The sequence below is a fragment of the Streptomyces sp. NPDC002467 genome, from assembly GCF_042889825.1.
Lineage (GTDB): Bacteria > Actinomycetota > Actinomycetes > Streptomycetales > Streptomycetaceae > Streptomyces.
The window spans coordinates 180,903-205,189 of the sequence record NZ_JBIARJ010000004.1 but is presented as its reverse complement, the minus strand read 5'-3'; the positions used below and the strand labels follow the sequence as shown (position 1 = coordinate 205,189).

The 24,287-nt window shown below is 72.7% G+C and carries 23 protein-coding genes; 17 read left to right on the top strand and 6 right to left on the bottom strand.

Going from position 1 to position 24,287, the window contains the following annotated elements; all coding sequences use genetic code 11:
- Window positions 1-277 precede the first annotated feature (277 nt).
- Genes ACFYYJ_RS10615 through ACFYYJ_RS10605 form a run of 3 tightly spaced genes read left to right on the top strand, consistent with a single transcriptional unit; the run spans window position 278 to window position 2,574 of the window.
- On the top strand, window positions 278-610 hold the full coding sequence (locus ACFYYJ_RS10615; protein ID WP_385126747.1) for a hypothetical protein: 333 nt from the start codon (window positions 278-280) through the stop codon (window positions 608-610).
- A complete protein-coding gene (locus ACFYYJ_RS10610; RefSeq protein WP_385126749.1) occupies window positions 600-1,775 on the top strand; it encodes an MAB_1171c family putative transporter in 1,176 nt (391 codons plus the stop codon). Before ACFYYJ_RS10615 ends, ACFYYJ_RS10610 begins: the two co-directional genes overlap by 11 nt.
- Before the next feature lie 22 nt (window positions 1,776-1,797).
- Window positions 1,798-2,574: an SDR family NAD(P)-dependent oxidoreductase gene (locus ACFYYJ_RS10605; protein WP_385363632.1), complete on the top strand. Its 777-nt coding sequence runs from the start codon at window positions 1,798-1,800 to the stop codon at window positions 2,572-2,574.
- Window positions 2,575-2,650: 76 nt separating this feature from the next.
- Here the strand turns inward: ACFYYJ_RS10605 and ACFYYJ_RS10600 are convergent, their stop codons facing one another.
- The 3 genes from ACFYYJ_RS10600 to ACFYYJ_RS10590 form a co-directional block, all read right to left on the bottom strand.
- Complete coding sequence (locus tag ACFYYJ_RS10600) at window positions 2,651-2,911, bottom strand: hypothetical protein (protein ID WP_385126753.1); 261 nt, start codon at window positions 2,909-2,911, stop codon at window positions 2,651-2,653.
- A gap of 248 nt (window positions 2,912-3,159) precedes the next feature.
- On the bottom strand, window positions 3,160-4,797 hold the full coding sequence (locus ACFYYJ_RS10595; RefSeq protein WP_385126754.1) for an ABC-F family ATP-binding cassette domain-containing protein: 1,638 nt from the start codon (window positions 4,795-4,797) through the stop codon (window positions 3,160-3,162).
- A gap of 68 nt (window positions 4,798-4,865) precedes the next feature.
- Window positions 4,866-6,128, bottom strand: a complete 1,263-nt coding sequence (locus ACFYYJ_RS10590) for an SLC13 family permease (RefSeq protein ID WP_389131345.1) — start codon at window positions 6,126-6,128, stop codon at window positions 4,866-4,868.
- A gap of 165 nt (window positions 6,129-6,293) precedes the next feature.
- Between ACFYYJ_RS10590 and ACFYYJ_RS10585 the strand changes: the two genes are divergently transcribed.
- Together ACFYYJ_RS10585 and ACFYYJ_RS10580 are read left to right on the top strand one after the other, a co-directional pair.
- Window positions 6,294-7,271, top strand: a complete 978-nt coding sequence (locus ACFYYJ_RS10585) for a GlxA family transcriptional regulator (RefSeq protein WP_385126976.1) — start codon at window positions 6,294-6,296, stop codon at window positions 7,269-7,271.
- 31 nt (window positions 7,272-7,302) lie between these two features.
- The gene (locus ACFYYJ_RS10580; RefSeq protein WP_389130856.1) at window positions 7,303-7,932 is read left to right on the top strand and encodes a DJ-1/PfpI family protein; all 630 of its coding nucleotides are present in this window, start codon (window positions 7,303-7,305) and stop codon (window positions 7,930-7,932) included.
- 117 nt (window positions 7,933-8,049) lie between these two features.
- On the opposite strand, the gene ACFYYJ_RS10575 is transcribed toward ACFYYJ_RS10580, so the two are convergent.
- A complete protein-coding gene (locus tag ACFYYJ_RS10575; protein ID WP_389130853.1) occupies window positions 8,050-8,802 on the bottom strand; it encodes an enoyl-CoA hydratase/isomerase family protein in 753 nt (250 codons plus the stop codon).
- Window positions 8,803-8,975: 173 nt separating this feature from the next.
- Here ACFYYJ_RS10575 and ACFYYJ_RS10570 point away from each other — a divergent pair, with 173 nt between their 5' ends.
- Window positions 8,976-9,506 (top strand): ATP-binding protein, encoded by a 531-nt coding sequence (locus ACFYYJ_RS10570; RefSeq protein WP_385126970.1) that lies wholly within the window; start codon window positions 8,976-8,978, stop codon window positions 9,504-9,506.
- Between the two features lie 15 nt (window positions 9,507-9,521).
- Here the strand turns inward: ACFYYJ_RS10570 and idi are convergent, their stop codons facing one another.
- Complete coding sequence (idi, locus tag ACFYYJ_RS10565) at window positions 9,522-10,121, bottom strand: isopentenyl-diphosphate Delta-isomerase (RefSeq protein WP_385126968.1); 600 nt, start codon at window positions 10,119-10,121, stop codon at window positions 9,522-9,524.
- A gap of 119 nt (window positions 10,122-10,240) precedes the next feature.
- Window positions 10,241-11,536 (bottom strand): GNAT family N-acetyltransferase, encoded by a 1,296-nt coding sequence (locus ACFYYJ_RS10560; protein WP_389130849.1) that lies wholly within the window; start codon window positions 11,534-11,536, stop codon window positions 10,241-10,243.
- A 409-nt stretch (window positions 11,537-11,945) separates the two neighbouring features.
- On the opposite strand from ACFYYJ_RS10560, the gene ACFYYJ_RS10555 reads away from it, so the two are divergent.
- The 11 genes from ACFYYJ_RS10555 to ACFYYJ_RS10505 all read left to right on the top strand — a co-directional run bounded on the left by ACFYYJ_RS10555 (window position 11,946) and on the right by ACFYYJ_RS10505 (window position 24,139).
- Window positions 11,946-13,742, top strand: coding sequence for a DUF5941 domain-containing protein (locus tag ACFYYJ_RS10555; protein WP_389131342.1), 1,797 nt, complete (start codon window positions 11,946-11,948; stop codon window positions 13,740-13,742).
- Window positions 13,739-14,491 (top strand): sugar phosphate nucleotidyltransferase, encoded by a 753-nt coding sequence (locus tag ACFYYJ_RS10550; RefSeq protein ID WP_389130846.1) that lies wholly within the window; start codon window positions 13,739-13,741, stop codon window positions 14,489-14,491. Before ACFYYJ_RS10555 ends, ACFYYJ_RS10550 begins: the two co-directional genes overlap by 4 nt.
- Complete coding sequence (locus tag ACFYYJ_RS10545) at window positions 14,479-15,540, top strand: iron-containing alcohol dehydrogenase family protein (RefSeq protein ID WP_389130843.1); 1,062 nt, start codon at window positions 14,479-14,481, stop codon at window positions 15,538-15,540. The genes ACFYYJ_RS10550 and ACFYYJ_RS10545 overlap by 13 nt, the downstream gene beginning before the upstream one ends.
- Window positions 15,518-16,297, top strand: a complete 780-nt coding sequence (locus ACFYYJ_RS10540; protein WP_385126960.1) for a CDP-alcohol phosphatidyltransferase family protein — start codon at window positions 15,518-15,520, stop codon at window positions 16,295-16,297. Before ACFYYJ_RS10545 ends, ACFYYJ_RS10540 begins: the two co-directional genes overlap by 23 nt.
- Before the next feature lie 8 nt (window positions 16,298-16,305).
- Window positions 16,306-17,178 (top strand): glycosyltransferase family 2 protein, encoded by an 873-nt coding sequence (locus ACFYYJ_RS10535; RefSeq protein WP_384751163.1) that lies wholly within the window; start codon window positions 16,306-16,308, stop codon window positions 17,176-17,178.
- A gap of 97 nt (window positions 17,179-17,275) precedes the next feature.
- A complete protein-coding gene (locus ACFYYJ_RS10530; protein WP_384751142.1) occupies window positions 17,276-18,205 on the top strand; it encodes an ABC transporter permease in 930 nt (309 codons plus the stop codon).
- A complete protein-coding gene (locus ACFYYJ_RS10525; protein ID WP_389130839.1) occupies window positions 18,198-18,980 on the top strand; it encodes an ABC transporter ATP-binding protein in 783 nt (260 codons plus the stop codon). The genes ACFYYJ_RS10530 and ACFYYJ_RS10525 overlap by 8 nt, the downstream gene beginning before the upstream one ends.
- A gap of 345 nt (window positions 18,981-19,325) precedes the next feature.
- On the top strand, window positions 19,326-20,255 hold the full coding sequence (hpnC, locus tag ACFYYJ_RS10520) for a squalene synthase HpnC (protein ID WP_385363637.1): 930 nt from the start codon (window positions 19,326-19,328) through the stop codon (window positions 20,253-20,255).
- Window positions 20,252-21,205 (top strand): presqualene diphosphate synthase HpnD, encoded by a 954-nt coding sequence (gene hpnD / locus ACFYYJ_RS10515; protein WP_385363638.1) that lies wholly within the window; start codon window positions 20,252-20,254, stop codon window positions 21,203-21,205. Before hpnC ends, hpnD begins: the two co-directional genes overlap by 4 nt.
- A 379-nt stretch (window positions 21,206-21,584) precedes the next feature.
- Window positions 21,585-22,991: a hydroxysqualene dehydroxylase HpnE gene (hpnE, locus tag ACFYYJ_RS10510; protein ID WP_389130834.1), complete on the top strand. Its 1,407-nt coding sequence runs from the start codon at window positions 21,585-21,587 to the stop codon at window positions 22,989-22,991.
- Window positions 22,992-23,038: 47 nt separating this feature from the next.
- On the top strand, window positions 23,039-24,139 hold the full coding sequence (locus tag ACFYYJ_RS10505; RefSeq protein ID WP_389130832.1) for a polyprenyl synthetase family protein: 1,101 nt from the start codon (window positions 23,039-23,041) through the stop codon (window positions 24,137-24,139).
- The last annotated feature ends 148 nt before the right edge of the window (window positions 24,140-24,287 follow it).

Sequence of the window (24,287 nt, the reverse complement as noted above, 5' to 3'; positions counted from 1 at the left end):
GATGTTCCCCGAGGCCGGTTTGAAGGCACAGGACACCATGCCCATGCCCCCGCACGCCTACAGACGCTGCCCGAGAAAGGGTCCGAAGAGGGATCACATGTCCCACCGGCGAATCAGTCTGCGCAAAAGGTGCGAGAACATTCTCGGCCATCTGGAATTACCCCATCCATTCTCCCTGGATGAGCTCTGCAGCCGAATAGCCGAGCAGCGCGGCCGCCCCATCCGCCTGCACCCGCTTCCCAAAGAGGCGGCGGAGACGGGGGTTTGCGGACTCTGGGTGGGAACGGTCAGCGTCGACTACGTCTTCTACGAGGCGCAGACCACTCCGCTGCACCGGGAGCACATCGTGCTCCACGAACTGGGCCACATCCTCTTCGGTCACCATTCCGTGGAAGCCGACGACGCCGACGTCGACGACGGCCACGCCCTCACCGTGCTCGGGCGCACCAACTACACCACCCGCCAGGAGCAGGAAGCGGAGATGCTCGCCAGCATGATCCGCATCCGCACGGCGAACACCGCCCCGCACGCGGCCGCGGCCACGCCCCGCGACACCCTGGCCCGGCTGGAGTCCGCCATGGGATACGAGCGGAGGAACGGTGGCCGCTGACCTGACCGCCTTCGGCAACTGGCTCGCCGTGCCCAGCGTGGCGTGCCTGTGGATCGCGCTGCTGCTCCGCGCCCCCGGCGCCCTGCGCTCCCCGCAACAGCGCGGCCTGTGGCTTGCCGTGGCCACCGCGGCCGCCGCGATGACCCTGAACCTGCCCGACGTGGTCGCCTACGCGATGCGCCGCGGCCCCGACTACGCCCACGCCATCGGGCTCTTCCGCAACTTCAGCGGCGTCCTATCGGCGGGCGCCGTGCTCTACTTCGTGGCCGCCACCACCAAGGGCCGGCGGCTCCAACTCGCCTCCTGCGTCGCGACCGTGGGATGGCTCGGGGCCCTGTACGCCCTGGACGTGGCCGCGCCCGCACACGGCGGCCACACCATGCCGCCGGTCGGCGACCCGGTGCCCTCCCTCGCCTACTGGCTGGTCCTGATCTCCGCGCACCTGGTGGCCAACACCGTCTGCGTGGCCCTGTGCTGGCGCTACAGCCGCCGCACCGAGAGCAGGGGCCTGGCCGCCGGGCTGCGGTTGTTCGGGCTCGGCACCGCGCTCGCGGGCCTCTTCTGGTTCGCGTACCTGCTCAAGGGCCTCTTCGGCAGCACCTGGGCGATGCCCGCCCTGCCGCTGCTGATGAACCTGCACGGCCTGCTGCGCGCCGCCGCGATCCTGGTGCCCACGCTGTTCACCTTCCGGCGCGGCGCCGCCGACATCGCCATCGCGTGGCGGCTGTGGCCGCTGTGGCGCGACCTGGTCCAGGCCGTACCGCACGTGGCCCTCAACAAGCCGCGGGCCGGGCGGGTGGTGGAACTGCTGTGGCCGCCCGTCCCGCGCAACCTGCTCGTCTACCGCAAGGTCATCGAGACGCGCGACGCGATCCTGATCCTGGGGGAGTACGTCGCCCCGGGCGCCCTGGAGCAGGCCCGCGACCACGTCGCCGGACGCGGGGTACCCGAACAGCGACGCACCGCCGCCGCGTTGGCCCGCGTACTGCGGGAGGCGCGGCAGGCGAAACTCGACGGACTGCCCGGGCAGCCGGGCGAGGCGGCCGCGCTGGAACTGCCGGCCGCGATCCAGACCACGAAGGCGGACGGGGACCTGGCGGACGAGGCGGCGTTCCTCGTCGACGTCGCCCAGGAATACGCCGCCGCGGCAACCACCGGAAAGTGAACCCGCCTTGAGCACGTCGACGATGAGCACGACCGTACTGATCACGGGCGCCAGCGCCGGACTGGGCGCCGCCTTCGCCCGCGGATTCGCCGCCAAGGGCTGCGACCTGGTCCTCGTGGCCCGCGACAAGGACCGCCTCGACGCCCTCGCCGGGGAGCTGGGCCGGCAATTCGCCGTGGCCTGCGAGGTGTTGCCGGCCGACCTGCTGGACCCGGCCCAGTGCGCGTCGGTCGTCGAGCGGCTCGCGGACCGAGCCCGGCCCGTGGACGTCCTGGTCAACAACGCGGGCTTCGGACTGCCGGCGCCGTTCCCCCACAGCCCCGTGGAGGACGAGGAGCGGATGCTGGACCTGCTGGTCAAGGTCCCGCTCCGGCTCACCCACGCCCTCCTGCCGGGCCTGCGCGAACGCCGCCGGGGAGCCGTCCTCAACGTCTCCTCGGTGGCGGGTCTGTTGCCCACGGGGACCTACGGCGCGGCCAAGGCCTGGATCACCGCCTTCAGCGAATCCCTCCGGGTGGACATGGAGCCCTACGGCGTCCGCGTCCTCGCGGTCGTGCCCGGCTTCACCCGCACCGAGTTCCAGGAGCGGGCGGGGATGGACGTCAGCTCACTGCGCGACGCGGTCTGGCTGGAACCGGAAGCGGTGGTCGACCGTGCGCTGCGGGATCTGGCGCTGCGCCGCCCCCTCAGCATCACGGGCCGCCGCTACCGCGCCTACGCGCTGGCGGTCCGACACCTCCCGCGCGACTTCGTGGCCCGGAAGATGGCGCGCACCCGGCGCGCCCCGGCGGACCGATAGGAGGAGGGCGGCCGAAGCCACCGGACAGGCCGATGCGCGGCCCCGTCAAGGGCCGCGCCGGCCAGGGTCGAAGGGATCAGCCGCAGTCGTCGTCCCAACCGCCGCCCCAGTTGCCGTAGTCGTCGTCGTTGTCCCAACCACCGTGGTGGCCGTGCCAGCCGCCGTAGCCGCCGTAGCCGCCGTCGTCATCGTGGTCCCAGCCACCGGCGACGTAGCTGACGTGCTGCGTCGGGGTTGCCGCGGAAGCGGAACCGGCGGTCGCGAGGGCGGCTCCGCCGGCCATCAGAACACCGGCAGCGGACACTGCGAACAGGCGCTTCGCTCTCTGTGCAAACATGAGAATTTCCCTTTCCTTCCGCTCTCTCGCACCCCATTCGAGGTGTGAGGAGGCGGAACCGCAGCCGCAGGATCAGAATGCGCAGCGCGGATCGGATACAGGGCCGCGGGAAATGCGAAAGCACGTTTCCAGTCGACGCGGGACTCCGGGGACTCCGGCCCGCGCGGGCGTGCTCCGCGGTTGCGGCTCTCACTTACAGAGGCTAGTCCCGTTCGAGTCGATCGGCACCTCGGGACGTGCCCCTTTTCCTACAGCTCGACGACCTTGCCGGCCGCGACCTCCAGGCGGCGCGTCACCCGAACGGCGTCCAGCATCCGGCGGTCGTGCGTGACCAGCAGGAGCGTGCCCTCGTAGGACTCCAACGCCGATTCCAGCTGCTCGATCGCCGGCAGGTCCAGGTGGTTGGTGGGCTCGTCCAAGACCAGCAGGTTCACCCCGCGACCCTGGAGCAGGGCCAGCGCCGCGCGGGTGCGCTCGCCGGGGGAGAGGGTGGCCGCCGGGCGCAGGACGTGGGCCGCCTTGAGGCCGAACTTGGCCAGCAGGGTGCGGACTTCGGCCGGCTCGGTGTCCGGGACCGCCGCGCAGAAGGCCTCCAGCAGGGGCTCGTCGCCGAGGAACAACCCGCGGGCCTGGTCGACCTCGCCGACCAGGACGCCGGAGCCCAGGGTCGCGGAGCCGGAGTCCGGGGTCAGCCTGCCCAGGAGCAGCGCCAGGAGGGTGGACTTGCCGGCGCCGTTCGCCCCGGTGATCGCGACCCGGTCCGCCCAGTCGATCTGCAGGCTGGCCGGGCCGAAGGCGAAGTCCCCGCGCTTGGCGGCCGCCTCGCGCAGGGTGGCCACGACCGAGCCGGAGCGCGGGGCCGCCGCGATCTCCATGCGCAGCTCCCACTCCTTGCGCGGCTCCTCCACGACCTCCAGCCGCTCGATCGCCCGCTGCGTCTGGCGGGCCTTCGCGGCCTGCTTCTCGCTGGACTCGCCGCGCAGGTTCTTGCCGATCTTGTCGTTGTCGCCCGCCTTGCGGCGGGCGTTGCGCACGCCCTTGTCCATCCAGTTGCGCTGCATCTGCGCCCGGCCTTCGAGGGCGGACTTCTTGTCCGCGTACTCCTCGTAGTCCTCGCGGGCGTGGCTGCGGGCCCGGGCCCGCTCCTCCAGGTAGGACTCGTAGCCGCCGCCGTAGAGGTTGATCTGCTGCTGGGCCAGGTCCAGTTCGAGGACCTTGGTGACCGTCCGCGTCAGGAACTCGCGGTCGTGGCTGATCACGACGGTGCCCGCGCGCAGCCCCTTGACGAAGCGCTCCAGCCGCTCCAGACCGTCCAGGTCCAGGTCGTTCGTGGGCTCGTCGAGCAGGAAGACGTCGTAGCGGGAGAGCAGCAGCGAGGCGAGGCCCGCGCGGGCCGCCTGGCCGCCGGAGAGCGCCGTCATCGGCAGGTCCAGGCCGACCGTGAGGCCGAGGTCGTCCGCGACCTCCTCGGCCCGCTCGTCGAGGTCCGCGCCGCCCAGGTCCAGCCACCGGTCCAGCGCCGTCGCGTACGCGTCGTCCGCGCCCGGAGCGCCGTCCACCAGGCCCTGCGTCGCCGCGTCCAGCTCAGCCTGCGCCGCGGCCACGCCGGTGCGGCGGGCCAGGAACTCCCGTACGGACTCCTCCGCCCGGCGCTCCGGCTCCTGCGGGAGGTGGCCGACGGCGGCGGTGGGCGGGGAGAGCCGCAGTTCACCGGTCTCGGGGGTGTCCAGCCCGGCCAGCAGGCGCAGCAGGGTCGACTTCCCGGCGCCGTTGACGCCGACGAGACCGATGACGTCGCCGGGCGCGACGACGAGGTCGAGATCGGCGAAGAGCGTGCGCTCACCGTGCGCGGCGGTGAGCTTCTTGGCGACGAGGGTTGCAGTCATGATGCGCCGATCCTATCGGCCCGTTCCCGGGGCCCCGGCGGCCGATCGGCCGCCGGACCGGCCGCGGGTCACGTACCGATCACCCGCAGACCGGCCCACAGCGCGGTCACGGCGGCGGCGAGGCCGAGCGGAGTGGTCAGCAGGCCGAGGCGGGTGAATTCGGACACGGAGACGCGCACGGCGTGCGTCCGGAGCACCCGCCGCCACAGCAGGGTGGCCAGGGAGCCGGCGTAGGTCAGGTTCGGGCCGATGTTCACGCCGATCAGCACGGCCAGCACCTGGCCGGGCCCGCCCGGCACGGCCGGCGGGAGCAGGGCGAGCACCGCGGGCAGGTTGTTGATCAGGTTGGCCAGTACGGCGGCCACGGCGGCCGTCGCCAGCAGCGCGGGCAGCGAGTCCCCGGCCGGCAGCACTCGGGCCAGCCCGTCACCCAGCCCGTGGTCCACCACCGCGCCCACGACCACCCCGAGGGCCAGTACGAACAGGCAGAACGCGGGTGCCGTCGAGGCCGCGATCCGGCGCGCGGTGGTCTCCCGGCGCCGCAGGGCCCGGACGGCCAGCACGGCCGTACCGGCCAGGGCCGCCCACGCGGGGCTCGCCCCGGCGAAGGAGGCCAGGGCGAAGCCGGCCAGCGTCAGGAGGAGGACGGCGAGTGCGAAACGGGGCAGCGGCGGCCGCTCCCCGGCCACCGGCACGTGCTCCGGCGGGGCCTCCAGGTCGGTCCGGAACCAGCGGCGGAACACCGCGTACTCCACTCCGATGGCCACCAGCCACGGCAGCGCCATCAGCGCCGCGAACCGGGTGAAGGAGAGGCCGCTCGCGGTGAAGGCGAGCAGATTGGTGAGGTTGGAGACGGGCAGCAGCAGCGAGGCCGAGTTCGCGAGGTGCGCGGTGGCCAGGACGTGCGGCCGGGGCCGGGCCCCGAGCCGGGCCGTCGTCGCCAGTACCACCGGGGTCAGCAGCACCACCGTCGCGTCCAGGCTCAGCGCGGCGGTGACCACCGAGGCCACCGCGAACACCCCGCCGAGCAGCGCCGTAGGGCCGCGGTCGGCGGAGAGCCGGGCGACGGCGGCGCCCGCGGCGCGGAACAGGCCCTCGTCGGCGCAGAGCCGGGCCAGCGCCAGGACGACCGCCAGGAACCCGACCACGGGCAGCAGGTCGCGCACCCGGTCCCAGGCGACGGCGGGCGACACCACCCCCAAGGCGATGAGCAGCCCCGCCGCCGGCACCGCGGCCGCGGCCTCGGGCAGACCGCGTGGGCGGAAGACGGCGAAGGCCAGTACCCCGAGGAGGAGGACGGCCGACAGGGACTCGGCGGCGACGGTGTTCAGGGGGTACTCCGGAAGGGCGGCGCGGGGACCCCGACAGGATGACACCGGGGTGTCCGGGCCCCCGAGGCGGGGCCGGTCGGCCCCCATCCGCAGCGCCTCGGCATGGCGGGATAGGTGGGAAGCGCGTCATTGCGGCCATCGCGCGGGGCGGCCCACCATGAGGGCATGAGGTTGTCGCCGCGAAACGACGTGCTCGTCGTCCTCTACGACGGGGTGCAGAGCCTGGACGTGACCGGGCCGGTGGAGGTGTTCGCCGCCGTCGCCCGTTTCCCCGGGCGGTCGGCGTACGAGATCCGGACGGTGTCGCCGGGAGGCGCGCCCGTGCGGACGAGCAGTGGCCTGACGCTGGTGCCCGACGGGGACCTGGAGAGTGCCCGGCCGGGCGCCGGGACCACGCTGCTGGTGCCCGGGGGCCGCTACCGGGCCGACTTCGAGCCGCGGCTCACCGACTGGCTCCGCGCCCACGGGGGTGCCGCGGAGCGGCTCGTGTCGGTGTGCACCGGAGGGCTGCTGCTGGCGGAGGCGGGGCTGCTGGACGGGCGACGGGCGACGACGCACTGGTACGTGTGCGAGCAGATGGCGCGGGACTACCCGGCCGTCGTGGTCGAGCCGGACCCCATCTACGTGCGCGACGGACCCGTGGCCACCTCGGCCGGGGTCACGGCGGGGATCGACCTCGCGCTCGCGCTGGTGGAGGAGGACCACGGCCGGGACGTCGCGCTGAAGATCGCCCGGCACCTCGTGGTGTTCCTGCGCAGGCCCGGCAATCAGGCCCAGTTCAGCGCGCAGCTCGCGGCCCAGACGGCGCGGCGCGATCCCCTGCGGGACGTCCAGCAGTGGATCACGGAGCACCCGGACGGCGACCTCGGCGTCGACGCCCTCGCCGCACGGGCCCGCCTCTCGCCACGGCACTTCGCGCGCGCCTTCCAGGCGGAGACGGGCGTCACCCCGGGGCGGTTCGTGGAACGGGTCCGCGTGGAACACGCCCGCCGGCTGCTGGAGGAGGGCACGGAAGGGGTCGCCCAGATCTCCCGCGCCTGCGGCTACGGCACGCCGGAGGCCATGCGGCGCGCGTTCGTGAGGACCCTGGGCCAGCCACCCGCCGAGTACCGCCGCCGCTTCGGCCCCACCCGCACCCCCTGACCTGTTGTCCGTCCACCGCTCCGGAGGAGCCATGCAGATCGCCGTACTGCTCTACGACCGCTTCACCGCGCTCGACGCCGTCGGGCCCTTCGACACCCTCGGGCGGCTGCCCGACGCCGAGGTCGTGTTCGTGTCCGAGCGCCCCGGGCCCGTGCGGACCGACAACGGTGCGCTCGCGCTCGTCGCCGACAAGGGGCTCGACGAGGTGACCGGGCCGGACGTCGTCGTCGTGCCCGGCGGGCCGCACCCCGAGCTGGAGATGGAGAACCCCGCCGTGATGGAGTGGCTGAGGGCGGTGGACGCCGGCACCACCTGGACCACCTCCGTGTGCACCGGATCCCTGTTGCTGGCGGCCGCCGGACTGCTCGACGGGCGGCGGGCCACCAGCCACTGGCTGTACCTGGACCGGCTGCCGAAGTTCGGCGTCGAGGCCACCGGGGAGCGCGTGGTCACCGACGGGAAGTACGTCACCGCCGCCGGGGTCTCCTCCGGGATCGACATGGGACTCACCCTGGTCGGCCGGATCGCCGGGGACGAGTACGCGCAGGCCGTCCAGCTGATGACGGAGTACGACCCGCAGCCGCCCTACGACGCCGGCTCGCCGGCCAAGGCCCCGGCCGCGCTCGTCGCGAAACTCAGGGGGAACAACCCGCTGGGCTAGGGAAGAACGCCCGCGCGCAATCAGCGGGGCATGCCGGCCGGGCCGCCGCGGCCCGTCTCCCGGCGCGCCGCGCCGGACACCGCGCGTTCGGGCGGCCCCCCGGGACGGTGCGGCGGCTCACGGGGTCCACGTGAACACCGGCGGCCGCCGTTCCAGGAACGCGGCGACACCCTCCGCGGTGTCGTCGCTTCCGGCCGCCTGCGCCTCCCAGTGGTCCTCCCGGTCCGTCCGGCCGTCAGCGAACTCCTTCGCCGCCGCCTGCGTCAGCTGCGAGCGCGAAGCCAGGATCCGGGCGAACTCGGCCACCCGCTTGTCCAGTTGACCGGCCGGCAGCAGCTCGTTCAGGAAACCGGCGCGCAGCGCCGCCTCAGCGCCGATCAACTCGGCGGAGAAGAGAAGGTACTTGGCCCAGGCCGGGCCGACCAGCGTCGCCAGCCGCCGGGTGGACGACGCCGGGTAGACGATGCCCAGCTTCGCCGGGGTCACCCCGAACGACGCGCCCTCCTCCGCGAAGCGCAGATCGCACGCCGCCGCCAGCTGGCTGCCGCCGCCCACGCAGAACCCGCGGATCGCCGCCAGCGTCGGCTTGGGGAAGGCGGCCAGCGCCTCCTCCGCGGTCACGGCGAGGGCCCGCGGGTCCTCGTCCCCGGTCAGCGAGGAGATGTCCGCGCCCGCGCAGAAGGTCGGTCCGGCCCCGGTCAGCACGAGCACCCGTACGTCGGGATCGTCGGCCAGGCCCGCCAGCAGCCCGGGCAGCGCGCGCCACATCGCCGCCGTCATGGCGTTGCGCTTGGCGGGATGCGAGACGACCACGGTCGCCACCCCGTCGGCCACCGTGTGGAGGAGTGCGGGATCCCCGGCTGAGTTCATGCGCCGGATGGTATCCAGCGGATCAGGAACAGTCGAAAACTGACTCCGTCATACGCCAGTGGTCGGAAAGCGTCCGATTGGCGCTGATTTCTGGTCAGCGGTTCGGTCCGGACCAGCCCGTTCCCCACTCTTGTCGCGTGGAGACGATCGAGCGCGAAGACGGGGGACGGAATATGGATGTCAGCGGGAGCGTCCCGCCGGCCAGGGAGGCGGAGCCGGCGGCTCCGGCCGACCCCCTCGCCTACGAGGGGGTATGGAGGTTCACCGCCCCCGCGGTAGAAGAATCCGTTCCGCAGGCCCGCCGCGCGGTCCGTGACCTGCTCGGGCGGCAGGGGGTGCCCGCCGATCAGGACATCGTGTACTCCCTGCTGCTGATCGTCTCCGAACTGGTGACGAACTCGGTCCGGCACGCTGCCCTGCTCTCGCCCGAGGTCGCGGTCGAGGTGGCGATCGGCCGCTCGTGGGTACGGGTGGCCGTCGAGGACGACCACCCGTACCGCCCCAAGGCGCTGGAGGCCGATTTCGGCCAGACCGGCGGCCGGGGTCTGCTCCTGGTCCGCGAGGTCACGCTGGAGTCCGGCGGGGTCTGCGACGTCGAGCACACGTCGACCGGCGGCAAGGTCATCTGGGCGGCCCTGCCGCTCACGGCCCCCGCCGCGCCGATCCCCGCGCCGCATCCCGCCGCGCCGACCCCGGCCGGCTGAGGAGCGCGGAGGGGGCTACCAGCCCGCCGCGTCGCCCGTCAGCTCGCGGATCGCGGGCCGCGCCGCGTCCAGCACGGTCATGAACCAGGCCGAGAACGGCACTTCGGCGTGCTGCTTGGCCAGCTCCTCGGCGGTGACGAAGGCGGTGTCCGCGATCTCCTCCGGATCGGGGTGCACCGCGGCCTGCGCGAGTCCCACGAAAAGGTGGTTGAACTCCTGCTCCACCAGGCCCGACGCGGGGTCCGGGTGGTTGTAGCGCACCGTTCCCGCCTCCGCGAGCAGCGACGGCGAGAGCCCCAGCTCCTCGTGGGTCCGCCGGGCGGCCGCCGCGAACGGCGACTCCCCCGGATAGGGGTGACCGCAGCAGGTGTTCGACCAGACGCCGGGGGAGTGGTACTTCCCGAGCGCCCGCTGCTGGAGCAGCAGCCGGCCCTGCTCGTCGAAGAGGAACACAGAGAACGCCCGGTGCAACTGTCCCGGCGCCTGATGGGCGGAGAGCTTCTCCGCCGTGCCGATCGTGTTGCCGGACTCGTCGACCAGTTCGAGCATGATCGGTTCTTGGGTCCCGGTGCCGTCGGTCGCGCTGCTGGCGGCGGTGGCTGGTGTGGTCGGCATACCCATCCTTCGCTTCGGACTTCGGCCTTCAGTCTGCCGTACAAAAGGGGCTTGTCCCCACTTCGAAGATCTGTCCACGTCCGTTCCCCGCCGCGTGCTATGCGGCGGGGAACGGAGCATCAGACCCCGAAGGGGGCCGGATAGCCGATCGTGCCCGCCGGGACCGGGACGGAACCGTCCAGCACCAGCGCCATCATGGCCTCGTCCGGCACCTCGAAGGGCGCCCGGATCCCGAACCGCGACGCCGGTACGAAGCCGAAGCGCGGGTAGTACTCCGGGTGCCCGAGGACCAGAACGAGCGACTCCCCTTGCTCCCGGGCCGCCGAGAGCAGAGCCCGGACGACCGCGCTGCCCGCGCCCGACCGCTGGAGCGCGGGATCCACCGCGACCGGGGCGAGCGCGAGCGCCCGTACCCCGTCCACCTCGCAGGCGGTCAGCAGGGCGTGCGCCACCACCGACCCGTCCGGGCCCTCGGCCACGTACGACAGCCCGGGCAGCCACGCGTCGTCCGCGCGCAGCGCGTCCACGAGGTCCGCCTCCAGCGGGGTCTCGAAGGCCGCCAGGTTGACGGCCCGTACGGCGACCGCGTCGGCCGCCGTCTCCGGGCGGGCCGGCCAGGCCCCGCCGTTGCCGGCGATCACCGGGCGCAGCACGTAACCGGTGTAGCCGTACTCGTGTCCGTGCCGGGCCCGTACGTCGAGCTCCTCGCGGGTGGCGGCCAGCGCGGCCTCCATCGCGGGGGAGCCGGCGCCGGAGCCGGTGCGCACCCGCTCGGCGAGCGGACCGTAGTACTCGGCCCAGTCGGAGTCGGGCAGGTGGTGCACGCCGAGCACCCGGTACCCGGCGCTCTGGGCGGCGGCCAGGTTCCCGGCGGTGGAGCGCAGCGGGCACTGCGCGTCCCAGAAGGCGCGCGCCCCGGGGGACGGCTCCGCCACGGTCCACTCGCACTCGGTCAGCACGATCGTGCCGCCCGGGGCGAGCAGCCGCCGCCAGCGCGCGAGCGCGGTGTCGAAGCCGATGGTGTAGGCGGAACCCTCCGCCCACACGAGGTCGAAGGAGCCGTCGGGGAACTCATCGTCGGGAAGGGCGCCCATGTCCGCACGCACGGTACGGACCCGGTCGGCGAGCCCGCGGGCGCGGGCTTCGGCGCGCAGCTCTTCGAGGAAGGGGTCGTGCAGGTCGACGGCGGTCACCTCGGCGCCGTCCGCGCCCGCCTCGGCGGCCAGCAGCAGGGCGCTGCGGCCGGGCCCGCAGCCCAGGTCGAGGACGCGCGGCCGCTTCGGCAGCGGTCCGCACAGGGACAGCAGGTGACGGGTGCTCGCGTCGGAGCCCGGAGCCTGCCGGGGCAGGCCGTGGTGAAGGGTGAAGAACGCCTCGATGAAGGCGGACGTGCTCGTACTGGTTGCGTCGGTCAACGTGAACCCTTGGAAAAGGGGGCTCCGGCCGACCAGGGGCCTGTCGGTGGTGGGATCAGGCCCGGCGGTCGGGTGCCCCGGGGGAAAGGGGATGGGAGATGCACCGGAGTTCGCTGCGCATGGCCGCGACCACTACGACGGTCATCAACCCACCTCTTCCTCGCTCGTCCGCCTACAGGGCGTGTCCACCGTAACATCCACGCCGTTTGTGGTACGGCGCCATGATCGTCAATGATGGCCGGGCCGAGCTCCGCCAAGGACTCGACGGGGCCGGTCGCCCGGCGATATTCCGCTTGTCCGGGCGTAAACGGGTGGTGAACCCCGGCTTCCATTCATCCGATAGCCTCAGCCGACGTGCCGCGCCCCCGTGGGGGCGCCGTCCGCAATCCGTCACAAGGAGTGAGTTCGTCTGCCGACCGTCATCCTCACCGGCCTGCCGGTCCCCGGATCACCGCTCGCGGGCGAGCTGCGCTCCCTCGGCTTCGACGTCCGCACCGCCGCCGGTCCCAAGGAATCCGCCGCCGCACTCGCGGGAGTCCCCGCCGACCAGCGCGTGGCCGTCGTCGACAGTGCCTTCGTCGGGCACGTGCACGCCCTGCGCCTCGCGCTGACCGACCCGCGCTTCGACGCCTGCGCCGTCACCGGCGCGCTCTCCGTTCAGCCCGGCGCCCGTCCGGCCCTCGACGAGGCCGCCGCCAAGGCCGCCGCGCTCGGCCCCGACGGCTCCGGCCCCTACGCGGACCTGCTCGCCGACACCGTCGAGGCCGCCGGGACCACGGTGCAGCGCCCGGAGCTCGGCACCCTCGTCGCGGCCGTCCCCGCCACCGAGGCGGAGCGGGAGGCGGCGAAGGCCGCCGTCGCCGCCGTGGACGACGAGGCCGTGCGCCTGCGGACCGCCGTGAAGTCCCGCGACGGGTTCTTCACCACCTTCTTCATCAGCCCGTACTCGCGCTACATCGCCCGCTGGTGCGCGCGCCGCGGCCTGACCCCGAACCAGGTCACCACCGCGTCGCTGATCACCGCGCTGATCGCGGCCGGCTGCGCCGCCACCGGCGAGCGCTGGGGCTACGTGGCGGCCGGTGTGCTGCTCCTCGTCTCCTTCGTGCTGGACTGCACCGACGGGCAGCTCGCCCGCTACTCGCTCCAGTACTCGACGATGGGCGCCTGGCTCGACGCCACCTTCGACCGCGCGAAGGAGTACTCCTTCTACGCGGGCCTGGCGCTCGGCGCGGCCCGCAACGGCGACGACGTGTGGGGTCTCGCCGTCGGCGCCATGGTCCTCATGACCTGCCGGCACGTCGTGGACTTCTCGTTCAACGAGGCCAACCACGACGCCACCGCCAACACGAGCCCGACGGCGGCCCTCTCCGACAAGCTCGACAGCGTCGGCTGGACGGTCTGGGTCCGCCGGATGATCATCCTGCCGATCGGCGAGCGCTGGGCCATGATCGCGGTCCTGACCGCCTTCACCACCCCCCGGATCGTCTTCTACGCGCTGATCGTCGGCTGCGCCTTCGGCGCGCTCTACACCACCGCCGGTCGCGTGCTGCGCTCGCTGACCCGCAGGGCGAAGCGCACCGACCGGGCCGCCCAGGCCCTCGCCGACCTCACCGACTCCGGCCCGCTCGCCGAGCTCCAGGCCCGGCTGCTGCGCGGCCGCGCCGGGACCTTCGGATCGGTGTACGTCGCGGCCCTCGGCACGGTGCTGATCATCGGGGCCGCCCTGTACCTGCCGTTCGGCGACCCGCGGCTGATCGCAGCCGCGGTGATCTACGCCATGACCGCCGGCCTCGCCGTCGCGGCTCCGCTCAAGGGCGCCCTCGACTGGCTGATCCCGCCGCTGTTCCGGGCCGGGGAGTACGTGACGGTCCTCGTGCTCGCCGCCAAGGCGGACGTCCCCGGGGCCCTCCCGGCGGCATTCGGCCTGATCGCGGCGGTCGCCTACCATCACTACGACACGGTGTACCGCATTCGCGGTGGCACCGGAGCGCCCCCGCACTGGCTGGTGCGGACGATCGGCGGCCACGAGGGCCGGGTCCTGCTGACCACGGTCCTCGCCGCCGTCCTCGTGGGGCGCGCATCGGACTTCCCCGTCGCGCTCACGGTCCTGGCCGTGTTCGTGGCAATCGTGGTGCTCGCGGAGAGCATCCGCTTCTGGGTCTCCTCCGGGGCACCCGCCGTACATGACGAAGGAGAACCAGCATGATCGGCCTTGTACTCGCTGCCGGTGCCGGGCGCCGCCTGCGTCCCTACACCGACACCCTGCCCAAGGCCCTCGTGCCCGTCGGCCCCGAGGGAGACGAGGAGAGCCTGACGGTTCTCGACCTGACCCTCGGCAACTTCGCCGAGGTCGGCCTCACCGAGGTCGCGATCGTCGTCGGCTACCGCAAGGAAGCCGTCTACGAGCGTCGGGAGGCCCTGGAGGCCAAGTACGGCGTCAAGATCACGCTGATCGACAACGACAAGGCCGAGGAGTGGAACAACGCCTACTCCCTGTGGTGCGCGCGTGAGGTCCTCAAGCAGGGCGTGATCCTCGCCAACGGCGACACCGTCCACCCCGTGTCCGTCGAGCGGACCCTGCTCGCGGCCCGCGGCAACGGCCAGAAGATCATCCTCGCCCTCGACACGGTCAAGAACCTGGCCGACGAGGAGATGAAGGTCGTCACCGCCGACGGTCAGGGTGTCCGGAAGATCACCAAGCTGATGGACCCGGCCGACGCCACCGGCGAGTACATCGGCGTCACCCTCATCGAGCCCGAGGCCGCCGAGCAGCTGGCCGAGGCGCTGAAGACCACCTTCGAGCGCGACCCCGACCTGTACTACGAGGACGGCTACCAGCAGCTCGTCAACGACGGCTTCACGATCGACGTGGCCCCCATCGGCGACGTCAAGTGGGTCGAGATCGACAACCACGACGACCTCGCCAAGGGCCGGACGATCGCATGCCAGTACTGACGAGGCTCATCCCCTCGCCCGTCGTCGTCGACATCAGTCGCGGGGCGATGGACGATCTGGCCGGCCTCCTGGCCGACCAGCGGATCTCGGCGTCCGGCAAGCTCGCGATCGCGATCAGCGGCGGGTCCGGCCAGGTGCTGCGCGCCAAGCTGGAGCCCGTGCTGCCGCACGCCGACTGGTACCCGGTCGTCGACGGCACCATCGACTCCGCCGTCAAGCTGGCCGACGACATAAAGGGCCGTCGCTACGACGCCGTCGTCGGCCTGGGCGGCGGCAAGATCATCGACGTGGCCAAGTACGCCGCGGCGCGGGTCGGGCTGCCCATGGTGGCGGTCGCCACCAACCTCTCGCACGACGGCATCTGCTCGCCCGTCGCGACCCTCGACAACGACAACGGTCGCGGCTCCTACGGCGTGCCCACCCCGATCGCGATGGTCATCGACCTCGACGTGATCAAGGAGGCGCCGGTCCGGTTCGTCCGCGCCGGCATCGGCGACGCGCTGTCCAACATCTCGGCCATCGCCGACTGGGAGCTCTCGCACGAGATCAACGGGGAGACCGTCGACGGCCTGGCCGCCGCGATGGCCCGTACCGCCGGCGAAGCCGTACTGCGCCACCCCGGCGGCTGCGGCGACGACGAGTTCCTCACCGTGCTCTCCGAGTCGCTCGTCCTCACCGGCATCGCCATGTCGATCAGCGGGGACACCCGCCCCGCCTCGGGCGCCTGCCACGAGATCAGCCACGCCTTCGACCTGCTCCACCCCGGGCGCTCCGCGCTCCACGGCGAGCAGGTCGGCCTCGGCGCCGCCTTCGCGATGCACCTGCGGGGGGCCGCGGAGCAGTCCGGACTCTTCGTGCAGGTGCTGCGCCGGCACGGCCTGCCGGTCGTCCCCGAGGAGATCGGCTTCAGCGTCGACGAGTTCGTCGAGGCCGTCGAGTACGCCCCGCAGACCCGCCCGGGACGCTTCACGATCCTGGAACACCTCAACCTGTCCGCCGCCGAGATCAGGGACGCTTACGCCGACTATGCCAAGACCATCCGTAGCTGAACTCCGGCCCGTCGTTCACCCGGCGGGCGTCAAGGACCGGGTCAGCGGCGAGCACTGGGGCGGCCGCCTCTACATGCGTGAGATCTCCCTGCGCATCACCCGCGTCCTGGTCACCACCAAGGTCACGCCGAACCAGCTGACCTACGTGATGACCCTCTGCGGGGTCCTCGCCCTCCCGGCCCTGCTGGTGCCCGGCATCCTCGGTGCCGTACTCGGCGTCGTGGCCGTGCAGCTCTACCTGCTGCTCGACTGCGTCGACGGCGAGGTCGCCCGCTGGAAGAAGCAGTTCTCGCTCTCCGGCGTGTACCTGGACCGCGTCGGCGCCTACCTGTGCGACGCGGCGGTCCTGGTCGGCTTCGGCCTGCGCGCCGCCGACCTCTGGGGCGGCGGCCGGATCGACTGGCTGTGGGCGTTCCTGGGCACCCTCGCGGCGCTCGGCGCGATCCTGATCAAGGCCGAGACGGACCTGGTCGGCGTCGCCCGCCACCAGGCCGGCAAGCCCGTGGTCAAGGACGCGGCGGCCGAGCCGCGCTCCTCCGGCATGGCGCTCGCCCGCCGGGCGGCCGCGGCGCTGAAGTTCCACCGCCTCGTCCTGGGCATCGAGGCCTCGCTGCTCATCCTGGTGCTGGCCGTCGCCGACCAGATCCGCGGCGACCTGTTCTGGTCCCGGGTCGGCGTCGCCGTGCTCGCCGCCATCGCGATGCTCCAGACCGTGCTGCACCTGGTGTCGATCCTGGCCTCCAGCAGGCTCAAGTGAGCGAGCCGATGCGGCTGGGCGCCGTGATCATCACCATGGGCAACCGCCCCGACGACCTGAAGGCCCTGCTCGACTCCGTGGCCCGTCAGGAGGGCGACCCGGTCGAGGTCGTCGTCGTGGGCCAGGGCGTGAAGGTCACTGACCTTCCCGAAGGGGTCCGCACCGTCGACCTGCCCGAGAACCTGGGCATCCCGGGCGGGCGCAACGTCGGCATCGAGGCCTTCGGCCCCGGCGGCTCCGACGTGGACGTCCTGCTGTTCCTGGACGACGACGGTCTGCTGGAGCGCACCGACACCGCGGAGCTGTGTCGGCAGGCCTTCGCGGAGGACCCGGGGCTCGGCATCGTCAGCTTCCGGATCGCCGACCCTGAGACGGGTATCACCCAGCGCCGTCACGTGCCCCGGCTGCGTGCCTCGGACCCGATGCGCTCCTCGCGCGTGACCACCTTCCTCGGCGGCGCCAACGCGGTGCGCACGAAGGTGTTCGAGCAGGTCGGGGCGCTTCCGGCGGAGTTCTTCTACGCGCACGAGGAGACCGACCTCGCCTGGCGGGCCCTTGACGCGGGGTGGTCGATCGACTACCGGGCGGACATGGTCCTGCTGCACCCCACCACGGCCCCCTCCCGGCACGCCGTTTACCACCGTATGGTGGCTCGTAATCGTGTGTGGCTCGCGCGCCGCAACCTGCCCGCGCCGCTGGTCCCGGTCTACGTGGGCGTCTGGCTCCTGCTGACGCTCCTGCGCAAGCCCTCGGGGCCGGCGTTGAAGGCCTGGTTCGGCGGTTTCCGGGAGGGGTGGACGACTCCCTGTGGTCCCCGCCGCCCGATGAGATGGCGTACGGTCTGGCGGTTGACCCGTCTGGGCAGACCACCTGTCATCTGACCAGTCCGCGTCTGCGAACATGACGCGATCATGGGCCTCGTGCCACCTGCCTGATGCCCGAGACCTGGCCGCATCTTGAAGACGAAAGTTTCAACTTGTGAGTGACACAACCCACGACGGCGCCCTCGCCACGAGCAAGCCGCCGTCCGCCGACGCGGGACTGAGCCCCGCGGAGCTCGCCAGGAAGTACGGCCTCACGGTGAGCGGCGCCCGGCCCGGCCTGGGCGCGTACGTGCGCCAGCTCTGGGGCCGGCGCCACTTCATCATGGCCTTCTCCCGGGCCAAGCTGATGGCCCAGTACAGCCAGGCGAAGCTCGGCCAGGTATGGCAGGTGGCGACCCCGCTGCTGAACGCGTTCGTCTACTGGCTGATCTTCGCGAAGATCATGCAGGCGGACCGCGGCATGCCCAAGGGTGTCTACATCCCCTTCCTGGTGATCGGGATCTTCGTCTTCACCTTCACGCAGAGCTCGCTGATGGCGGGTGTCCGGGCGATCCCCGGAAACCTCGGCCTGGTCCGCGCGCTGCACTTCCCGCGCGCCTCCCTGCCGATCTCGTTCTCGATGCAGCAGCTGGGACAGCTGCTCTACTCGATGGTCGTGGTGTTCGTCGTGGTGATGGCCTTCGGGAACTTCCCGAGGCTCTCCTGGCTGCTGGTCCCCCCGGTGCTGGTGCTGCAGTTCGCCTTCAACACCGGCCTCGCCATGATCTTCGCGCGGATGGGCTCCAAGACGCCCGACCTCGCGCAGCTGATGCCGTTCGTGACCCGTACGTGGATGTACGCCTCCGGCGTCATGTTCTCGATCAGCGCGATGCTCGCGACGAAGCCCCAGTGGATCTCCGACGTGCTCCAGTGGAACCCGGCCGCGATCTACATGGACCTGATCCGGTTCGCCCTGATCGACAAGTACGGCGCGGAGAACCTGCCGCCGCACGTCTGGCTCTTCGCGGTCGGCTGGGCCGTGGTGATCGGCCTCGGCGGCTTCGTGTACTTCTGGAAGGCTGAGGAGCGTTACGGCCGTGGCTGAGAACAACCAGGGGCGCATCCCCACCGTCATCGCCGACGACGTCCACATCGTCTACCGAGTGAACACCGGCAGCTCCGGCAAGGGCAGCGCCACCGCCGCGCTCAGCAAGATCATGCGCCGCGGCAAGGGCGACGCGCCGGGCGTCCGCCGGGTCCACGCCGTGCGCGGCGTCTCCTTCACCGCGTACCGGGGCGAGGCCATCGGTCTCATCGGGTCGAACGGCTCCGGAAAGTCGACCCTGCTGCGCGCCATCGCGGGTCTGCTGCCCTGCGAGGCGGGCAAGGTCTACACCGACGGCCAGCCCTCGCTGCTGGGCGTGAACGCGGCGCTGATGAACGACCTCACCGGTGAGCGCAACGTCGTCCTCGGCGGTCTCGCGATGGGAATGAGCCGCGAGCAGATCAAGGAGCGCTACCAGGACATCGTCGACTTCTCGGGCATCAACGAGAAGGGCGATTTCATCTCCCTGCCGATGCGCACCTACTCCTCCGGTATGGCGGCGCGTCTGCGTTTCTCCATCGCGGCGGCCAAGGACCACGACGTCCTGATGATCGACGAGGCGCTCGCCACCGGTGACCGCAGCTTCCAGGTGCGTTCCGAGAACCGTATCCGGGAACTGCGGGAGAAGGCCGGCACGGTCTTCCTGGTGAGCCACAACAACAAGTCCATCCGCGACACCTGCGACCGGGTGCTGTGGCTGGAGAAGGGCGAACTCCTGATGGACGGGCCGACGGAGGAAGTCGTCTCGGCCTACGAGAGGGCGTCCAACGGCTGACCGCCAACCGGTTTCGCCCGGCCCCCGCCGCTTCACGCGGCGGGGGCCTCGGCGTGTTTTTCCGTATTCCGCGACGACATCAAGTGGCGCGACGAATACCCCGGAGGTCGCCGCGGCGTTGTACAGCGTAAGCTGATGCGGTCCTGAATCGAGCCAAGAGGGGACGATTCCCCACAGGTGAGCGCTCGTGAAAAGTTCCGGGCGCGACCCCCGGGATACCCCGGCGGCGTGTCCGAAATAGGATGTATTGGGTCGGCAGTGTAGAACGGGAGATGTGACGGCAATGGCTACGGGAATTCTCCGGCCCCCAGGCTCTACGGCCGTCCCCGCCCCGGGCGGCGGGCGGTGACCCCGGGGCACGACCTCCGCTCCTCGTCCGACACCGTCCACGTGCGCGCCACCCTCGACAAGGCGGCCGCGGAGAACTTCCCCGTGGCCCCCGTCTTCCTGCCCCGCGCCTGGCGCGACGGCCTGACGGCGGTCTACGGCTACGCCCGCCTCGTCGACGACATCGGGGACGGCGATCTCGCACCCGGCGGACTCGACGCCGTACTCCTCGGCCTCGACCCGGCCGCCGTCGACGACCGCCCCGCCATGCTCGACGCCTTCGAGGCCGACCTGCTGCGCGTCTTCGGCGGCACGGACGGCCCGCCCCGTCACCCGCTGCTGCTGAACCTCCAGCCCGTCGTCCGCGCCCACGGCCTGACCCCCGAGCCGTTCCTCGGCCTCATCGAGGCCAACCGGCAGGACCAGCACGTCGCGCGCTACGAGACGTACGCCGACCTGCTCGGCTACTGCGAGCTCTCCGCGAACCCGGTGGGCCGCCTCGTCCTGTCGATCACCGGGACGGCCACCCCCGAGCGGATCCGCCGCTCCGACGCCGTCTGCACCGCCCTGCAGATCGTCGAGCACCTCCAGGACGTCGCGGAGGACCTCGGTCGCGACCGGATCTACCTCCCCGCCGAGGACATGCGGCAGTTCCACGTCACCGAATCGGACCTGGCCGCCCCGTCCGCCGGCATGGCCGTGCGCTCCCTGATCGCCTACGAAGCCGAGCGCGCGCACGAACTGCTGGACGAAGGCACCCCGCTCGTGGGCAGCGTGCACGGCAGGCTCCGCCTGCTGCTCGCGGGATTCGTGGGAGGGGGGCGCGCCGCCCTGCGGGCCGTCACCGCCGCCGGCTTCGACGTACTCCCCGGACCGCCGGGGCCCACCAAGACCGGCCTGCTCCGCGAGGTGGCCGCCGTCCTGCGCACCGCGTCGAGAAAGGGGTGAGCCCGACCGTGGAGCAAACCGCACACGTGTCCGCACCCGTCCAGGCGGCCTACGGCTACTGCGAGGCCGTCACCGGATCGCAGGCGCGCAACTTCGCGTACGGCATCCGACTGCTGCCCACCGACAAGCGGCAGGCGATGTCCGCGCTGTACGCCTTCTCCCGGCGGGTCGACGACATCGGCGACGGCACGCTGCCGCCCGAGGCGAAGCTGGTCCGGCTGGAGGAGACCCGGGCGCTGCTCGGGCGGATCCGGGCCGAGGAGGTCGAGGAGGACGACACCGACCCGGTGGCCGTCGCCCTCGCCCACGCCTCCCGCCGCTTCCCGATCCCGCTCGGCGGCCTCGACGAACTCATCGACGGGGTCCTGATGGACGTCCGCGGCGAGACCTACGAGACCTGGGACGACCTCAAGGTCTACTGCCGCTGCGTGGCCGGGGCCATCGGGCGGCTGTCGCTCGGCGTGTTCGGCACGGCGAACGCAGGGGGCACGGACGCCGCGCGCGCCGCGGAGTACGCCGACACCCTCGGTCTCGCCCTGCAACTCACCAACATCCTGCGCGACGTCCGGGAGGACGCGGGCAACGGGCGGACCTACCTGCCCGCCGAGGACCTCGCCAAGTTCGGCTGCGCGGAAGGCTTCCACGGCGACCGGGCCCCCGCCGGCTCCGACTTCCCCGGGCTCGTCCACCACGAAGTCCGGCGCGCCCGGGCCCTGTTCGTCGAGGGCTACCGGCTGCTGCCCCTGCTCGACCGGCGCAGCGGCGCCTGCGTGGCCGCCATGGCGGGCATCTACCGGCGCCTGCTCGACCGCATCGAGCGCGAGCCGGAGGCGGTGCTGCGGGGCCGCGTCTCGCTCCCGCCGCACGAGAAGGCGTACGTCGCCGTCCGAGGCCTCTCGGGCCTGGACGCCCGCACGATCTCCCGCCAGTCCTCCCGGAGGCGAGCCTGATGGCCACGCCGACGCTCGTCACCGCCGGCCGCACCACCCAGCCCGTCCGGCGTTTGAGGACCGGGGGTCCGGGGGCGGAGCCCTCGCCGGGTCCGGGCGGAGCCCGGGGAACGGTGGAAGGGCGGGTAGGGGACACGCTCCGCGCGGCGGCACCCGGCGCGGCCCGCACGCGAACGGCCGCCGGGGCCGGGCGCGCGCCGCGGCACCTCCTCGTGCGTCGAACGGGCAGCGGTAGCGGCAAGTACAGCGGGGTCGCGTTCGACGCCCTGCGGGGGCGCCCCGCCGCACACCCGACCCCGGCGGCGGGGGGTGTCGCCCGGGCAACCGCTCCGGCGGTGGGTGCGTCTCCCGCACCGCACCACACCACCAGGGAGGGCGTATGAGCGGCAGCGACACCCGCGGCGGCGACACCCGCGGCGACAGCCGTGCCGTCGTCGTCGGCGGAGGGCTCGCCGGCGTCACGGCCGCGCTCGAACTCGCCGACGCCGGACTGGAGGTGACCCTCCTCGAAGGCCGCCCCCGGCTCGGCGGGCTCGCCTTCTCCTTCAAGCGCGGCGAACTCACCGTCGACAACGGCCAGCACGTCTACCTGCGCTGCTGCACGGCCTACCGCTGGTTCCTCGACCGCGTCCAAGGCGCCGCCCTCGCGCCCCTCCAGGACCGCCTCGACGTACCCGTCCTCGACGTGGCCGACCCGCGCGGCCCGCGCCTCGGCCGGCTGCGCCGCAGCGCCCTGCCCGTGCCCCTGCACCTGGCCGGCTCCCTCGCCCGCTACCCGCACCTCTCCCTCGCCGAGCGCGCGGCCGTCGGCCGCGCCGCCCTCGCCCTGCGCCGCCTCGACCCCGCCGACCCGGCCCTGGACGGCCTGGACTTCGCGACCTGGCTCGGCCGCTACGGCCAGTCCGCCCGTACCATCGAGGCCCTCTGGGACCTCGTCGGCGTCGCCACCCTCAACGCGACCGCCCGGCACTCCTCGCTCGGCCTGGCCGCCATGGTCTTCAAGACCGGCCTGCTCTCCGAGAACGGCGCCGCCGACATCGGCTGGGCCCACGTACCCCTCGGGGAGCTGCACGACACCCTCGCCCGCAAGCAGCTCGACGCGGCCGGCGTACGGACCGAGCTGCGCACCCGGGTCACGGGCATCTCCGCCACGCCGGAAGGGACCTGGCGGATCGACACCGAGGGCGAGTCCCTCGACGCGGGAACCGTCGTCCTGGCCGTCCCGCAGCGCGAGGCGCACGGGCTGCTCCCCGCCGGCGCCCTCGCCGACCCCGACAAGCTCCTGGACATCGGCACCGCGCCGATCCTCAACGTCCACGTGGTCTACGACCGCAAGGTCCTGCGGCAGCCCTTCTTCGCCGCGCTCGGCTCGCCGGTGCAGTGGGTCTTCGACCGCACCGACTCCTCCGGACTGCCCGACGGCGGCCAGTACCTGGCGCTGTCCCAGTCCGCGGCCCAGGACGACATCGACGAACCCGTCTCCGTCCTGCGCGCCAAGTACCTTCCCGAGCTGGAGCGGCTGCTGCCGGCCGCGCGGGGCGCCAAGGTACGGGACTTCTTCGTCACCCGGGAGCGGACGGCCACGTTCGCCCCCACCCCCGGCGTCGGCCGGTTGCGCCCCGGGGCGCGAACCGACACGCCGGGGCTCTACTTGGCCGGTGCGTGGACTGCCACCGGTTGGCCCGCGACCATGGAGAGCGCCGTCAGGAGCGGACTGAGCGCGGCACACGCCGCACTCGCCGCCCTCGGCCGCCACCGCGAACACCCTCTGCAGGAGGCGGCATGACGACCATCAGCACGACCGCAGCACGTACAGGAACCAGAGGAGAGCCAGTGAACCCGGGGAATCCGGCTGTCGAGAACACGGGTGCCGGTGTGGGCACGGCCGGCGGGGGCGTGGAGACGGCCGACACGCTCGCCCTGCTGGAGCGCGGCCGCACGCTGTCCACCCCCGTTCTCCGTGCCGCCGTCGACCGGCTCGCGGCGCCCATGGACACCGTCGCCGCCTACCACTTCGGCTGGATCGACGCCCAGGGCAACCCGGCGGACGGCGACGGCGGCAAGGCCGTGCGCCCCGCCCTCGCGCTGCTCTCCGCCGAGGCCGCCGGAGTGCCCGCCGAGGTCGGCATCCCGGGCGCCGTCGCGGTCGAGCTCGTGCACAACTTCTCGCTGCTGCACGACGACCTCATGGACGGCGACGAGCAGCGCCGCCACCGCGACACCGTGTGGAAGGTCCACGGACCGGCCCAGGCCATCCTGGTCGGCGACGCGCTGTTCGCCCTCGCCAACGAGGTCCTGCTGGAACTCGGCACGGTCGAGGCGGGGCGCGCGACGCGCCGGCTGACCACGGCCAGCCGCAAGCTCATCGACGGCCAGGCCCAGGACATCTCCTACGAGCACCGCGAGAGCGTCAGCGTCGAGGAGTGCCTGGAGATGGAGGGCAACAAGACCGGCGCCCTCCTCGCCTGCGCGGTGTCCATCGGCGCGGTGCTCGGCGGCGCGGACGACCGCACGGCGGACAAGCTGGAGGAGTACGGCTACCACCTGGGCCTCGCCTTCCAGGCGGTGGACGACCTGCTCGGCATCTGGGGCGACCCGGACGCCACCGGCAAGCAGACGTGGAGCGACCTGCGCCAGCGCAAGAAGTCCCTGCCGGTCGTCGCCGCGCTCGCGGCGGGCGGGCCGGCCTCGGCCGAACTGGCCGAGCTGCTCGCGGCGGACGCGAAGAGCAGCGACTTCGAGAACTTCTCGGAGGAGGAGTTCGCGGCCCGCGCGGCCCTCATCGAGGCGGCCGGCGGCCGCCAGTGGACGGCGGACGAGGCACGCCGCCAGCACGCGATCGCGATCCGCGCGCTGGAAGACGTGGACATGCCGCAGCGGGTGCGCGAGCAGTTGGTCGCACTCGCCGACTTCGTCGTCGTGCGCAAGAGGTGACCGCCACCCGACGGCGGATATGACTCGCGAGTCGCGGGGGGGGGGGGGGGGGGCGGGCCGCGGGCCCCCCCCCCCCCCCCCCCCCCCCCCCCCACCGCAAGGGGACGACGAACAAGCCAGGCCCACCCCACCCCGCGGCGCCCCCCGC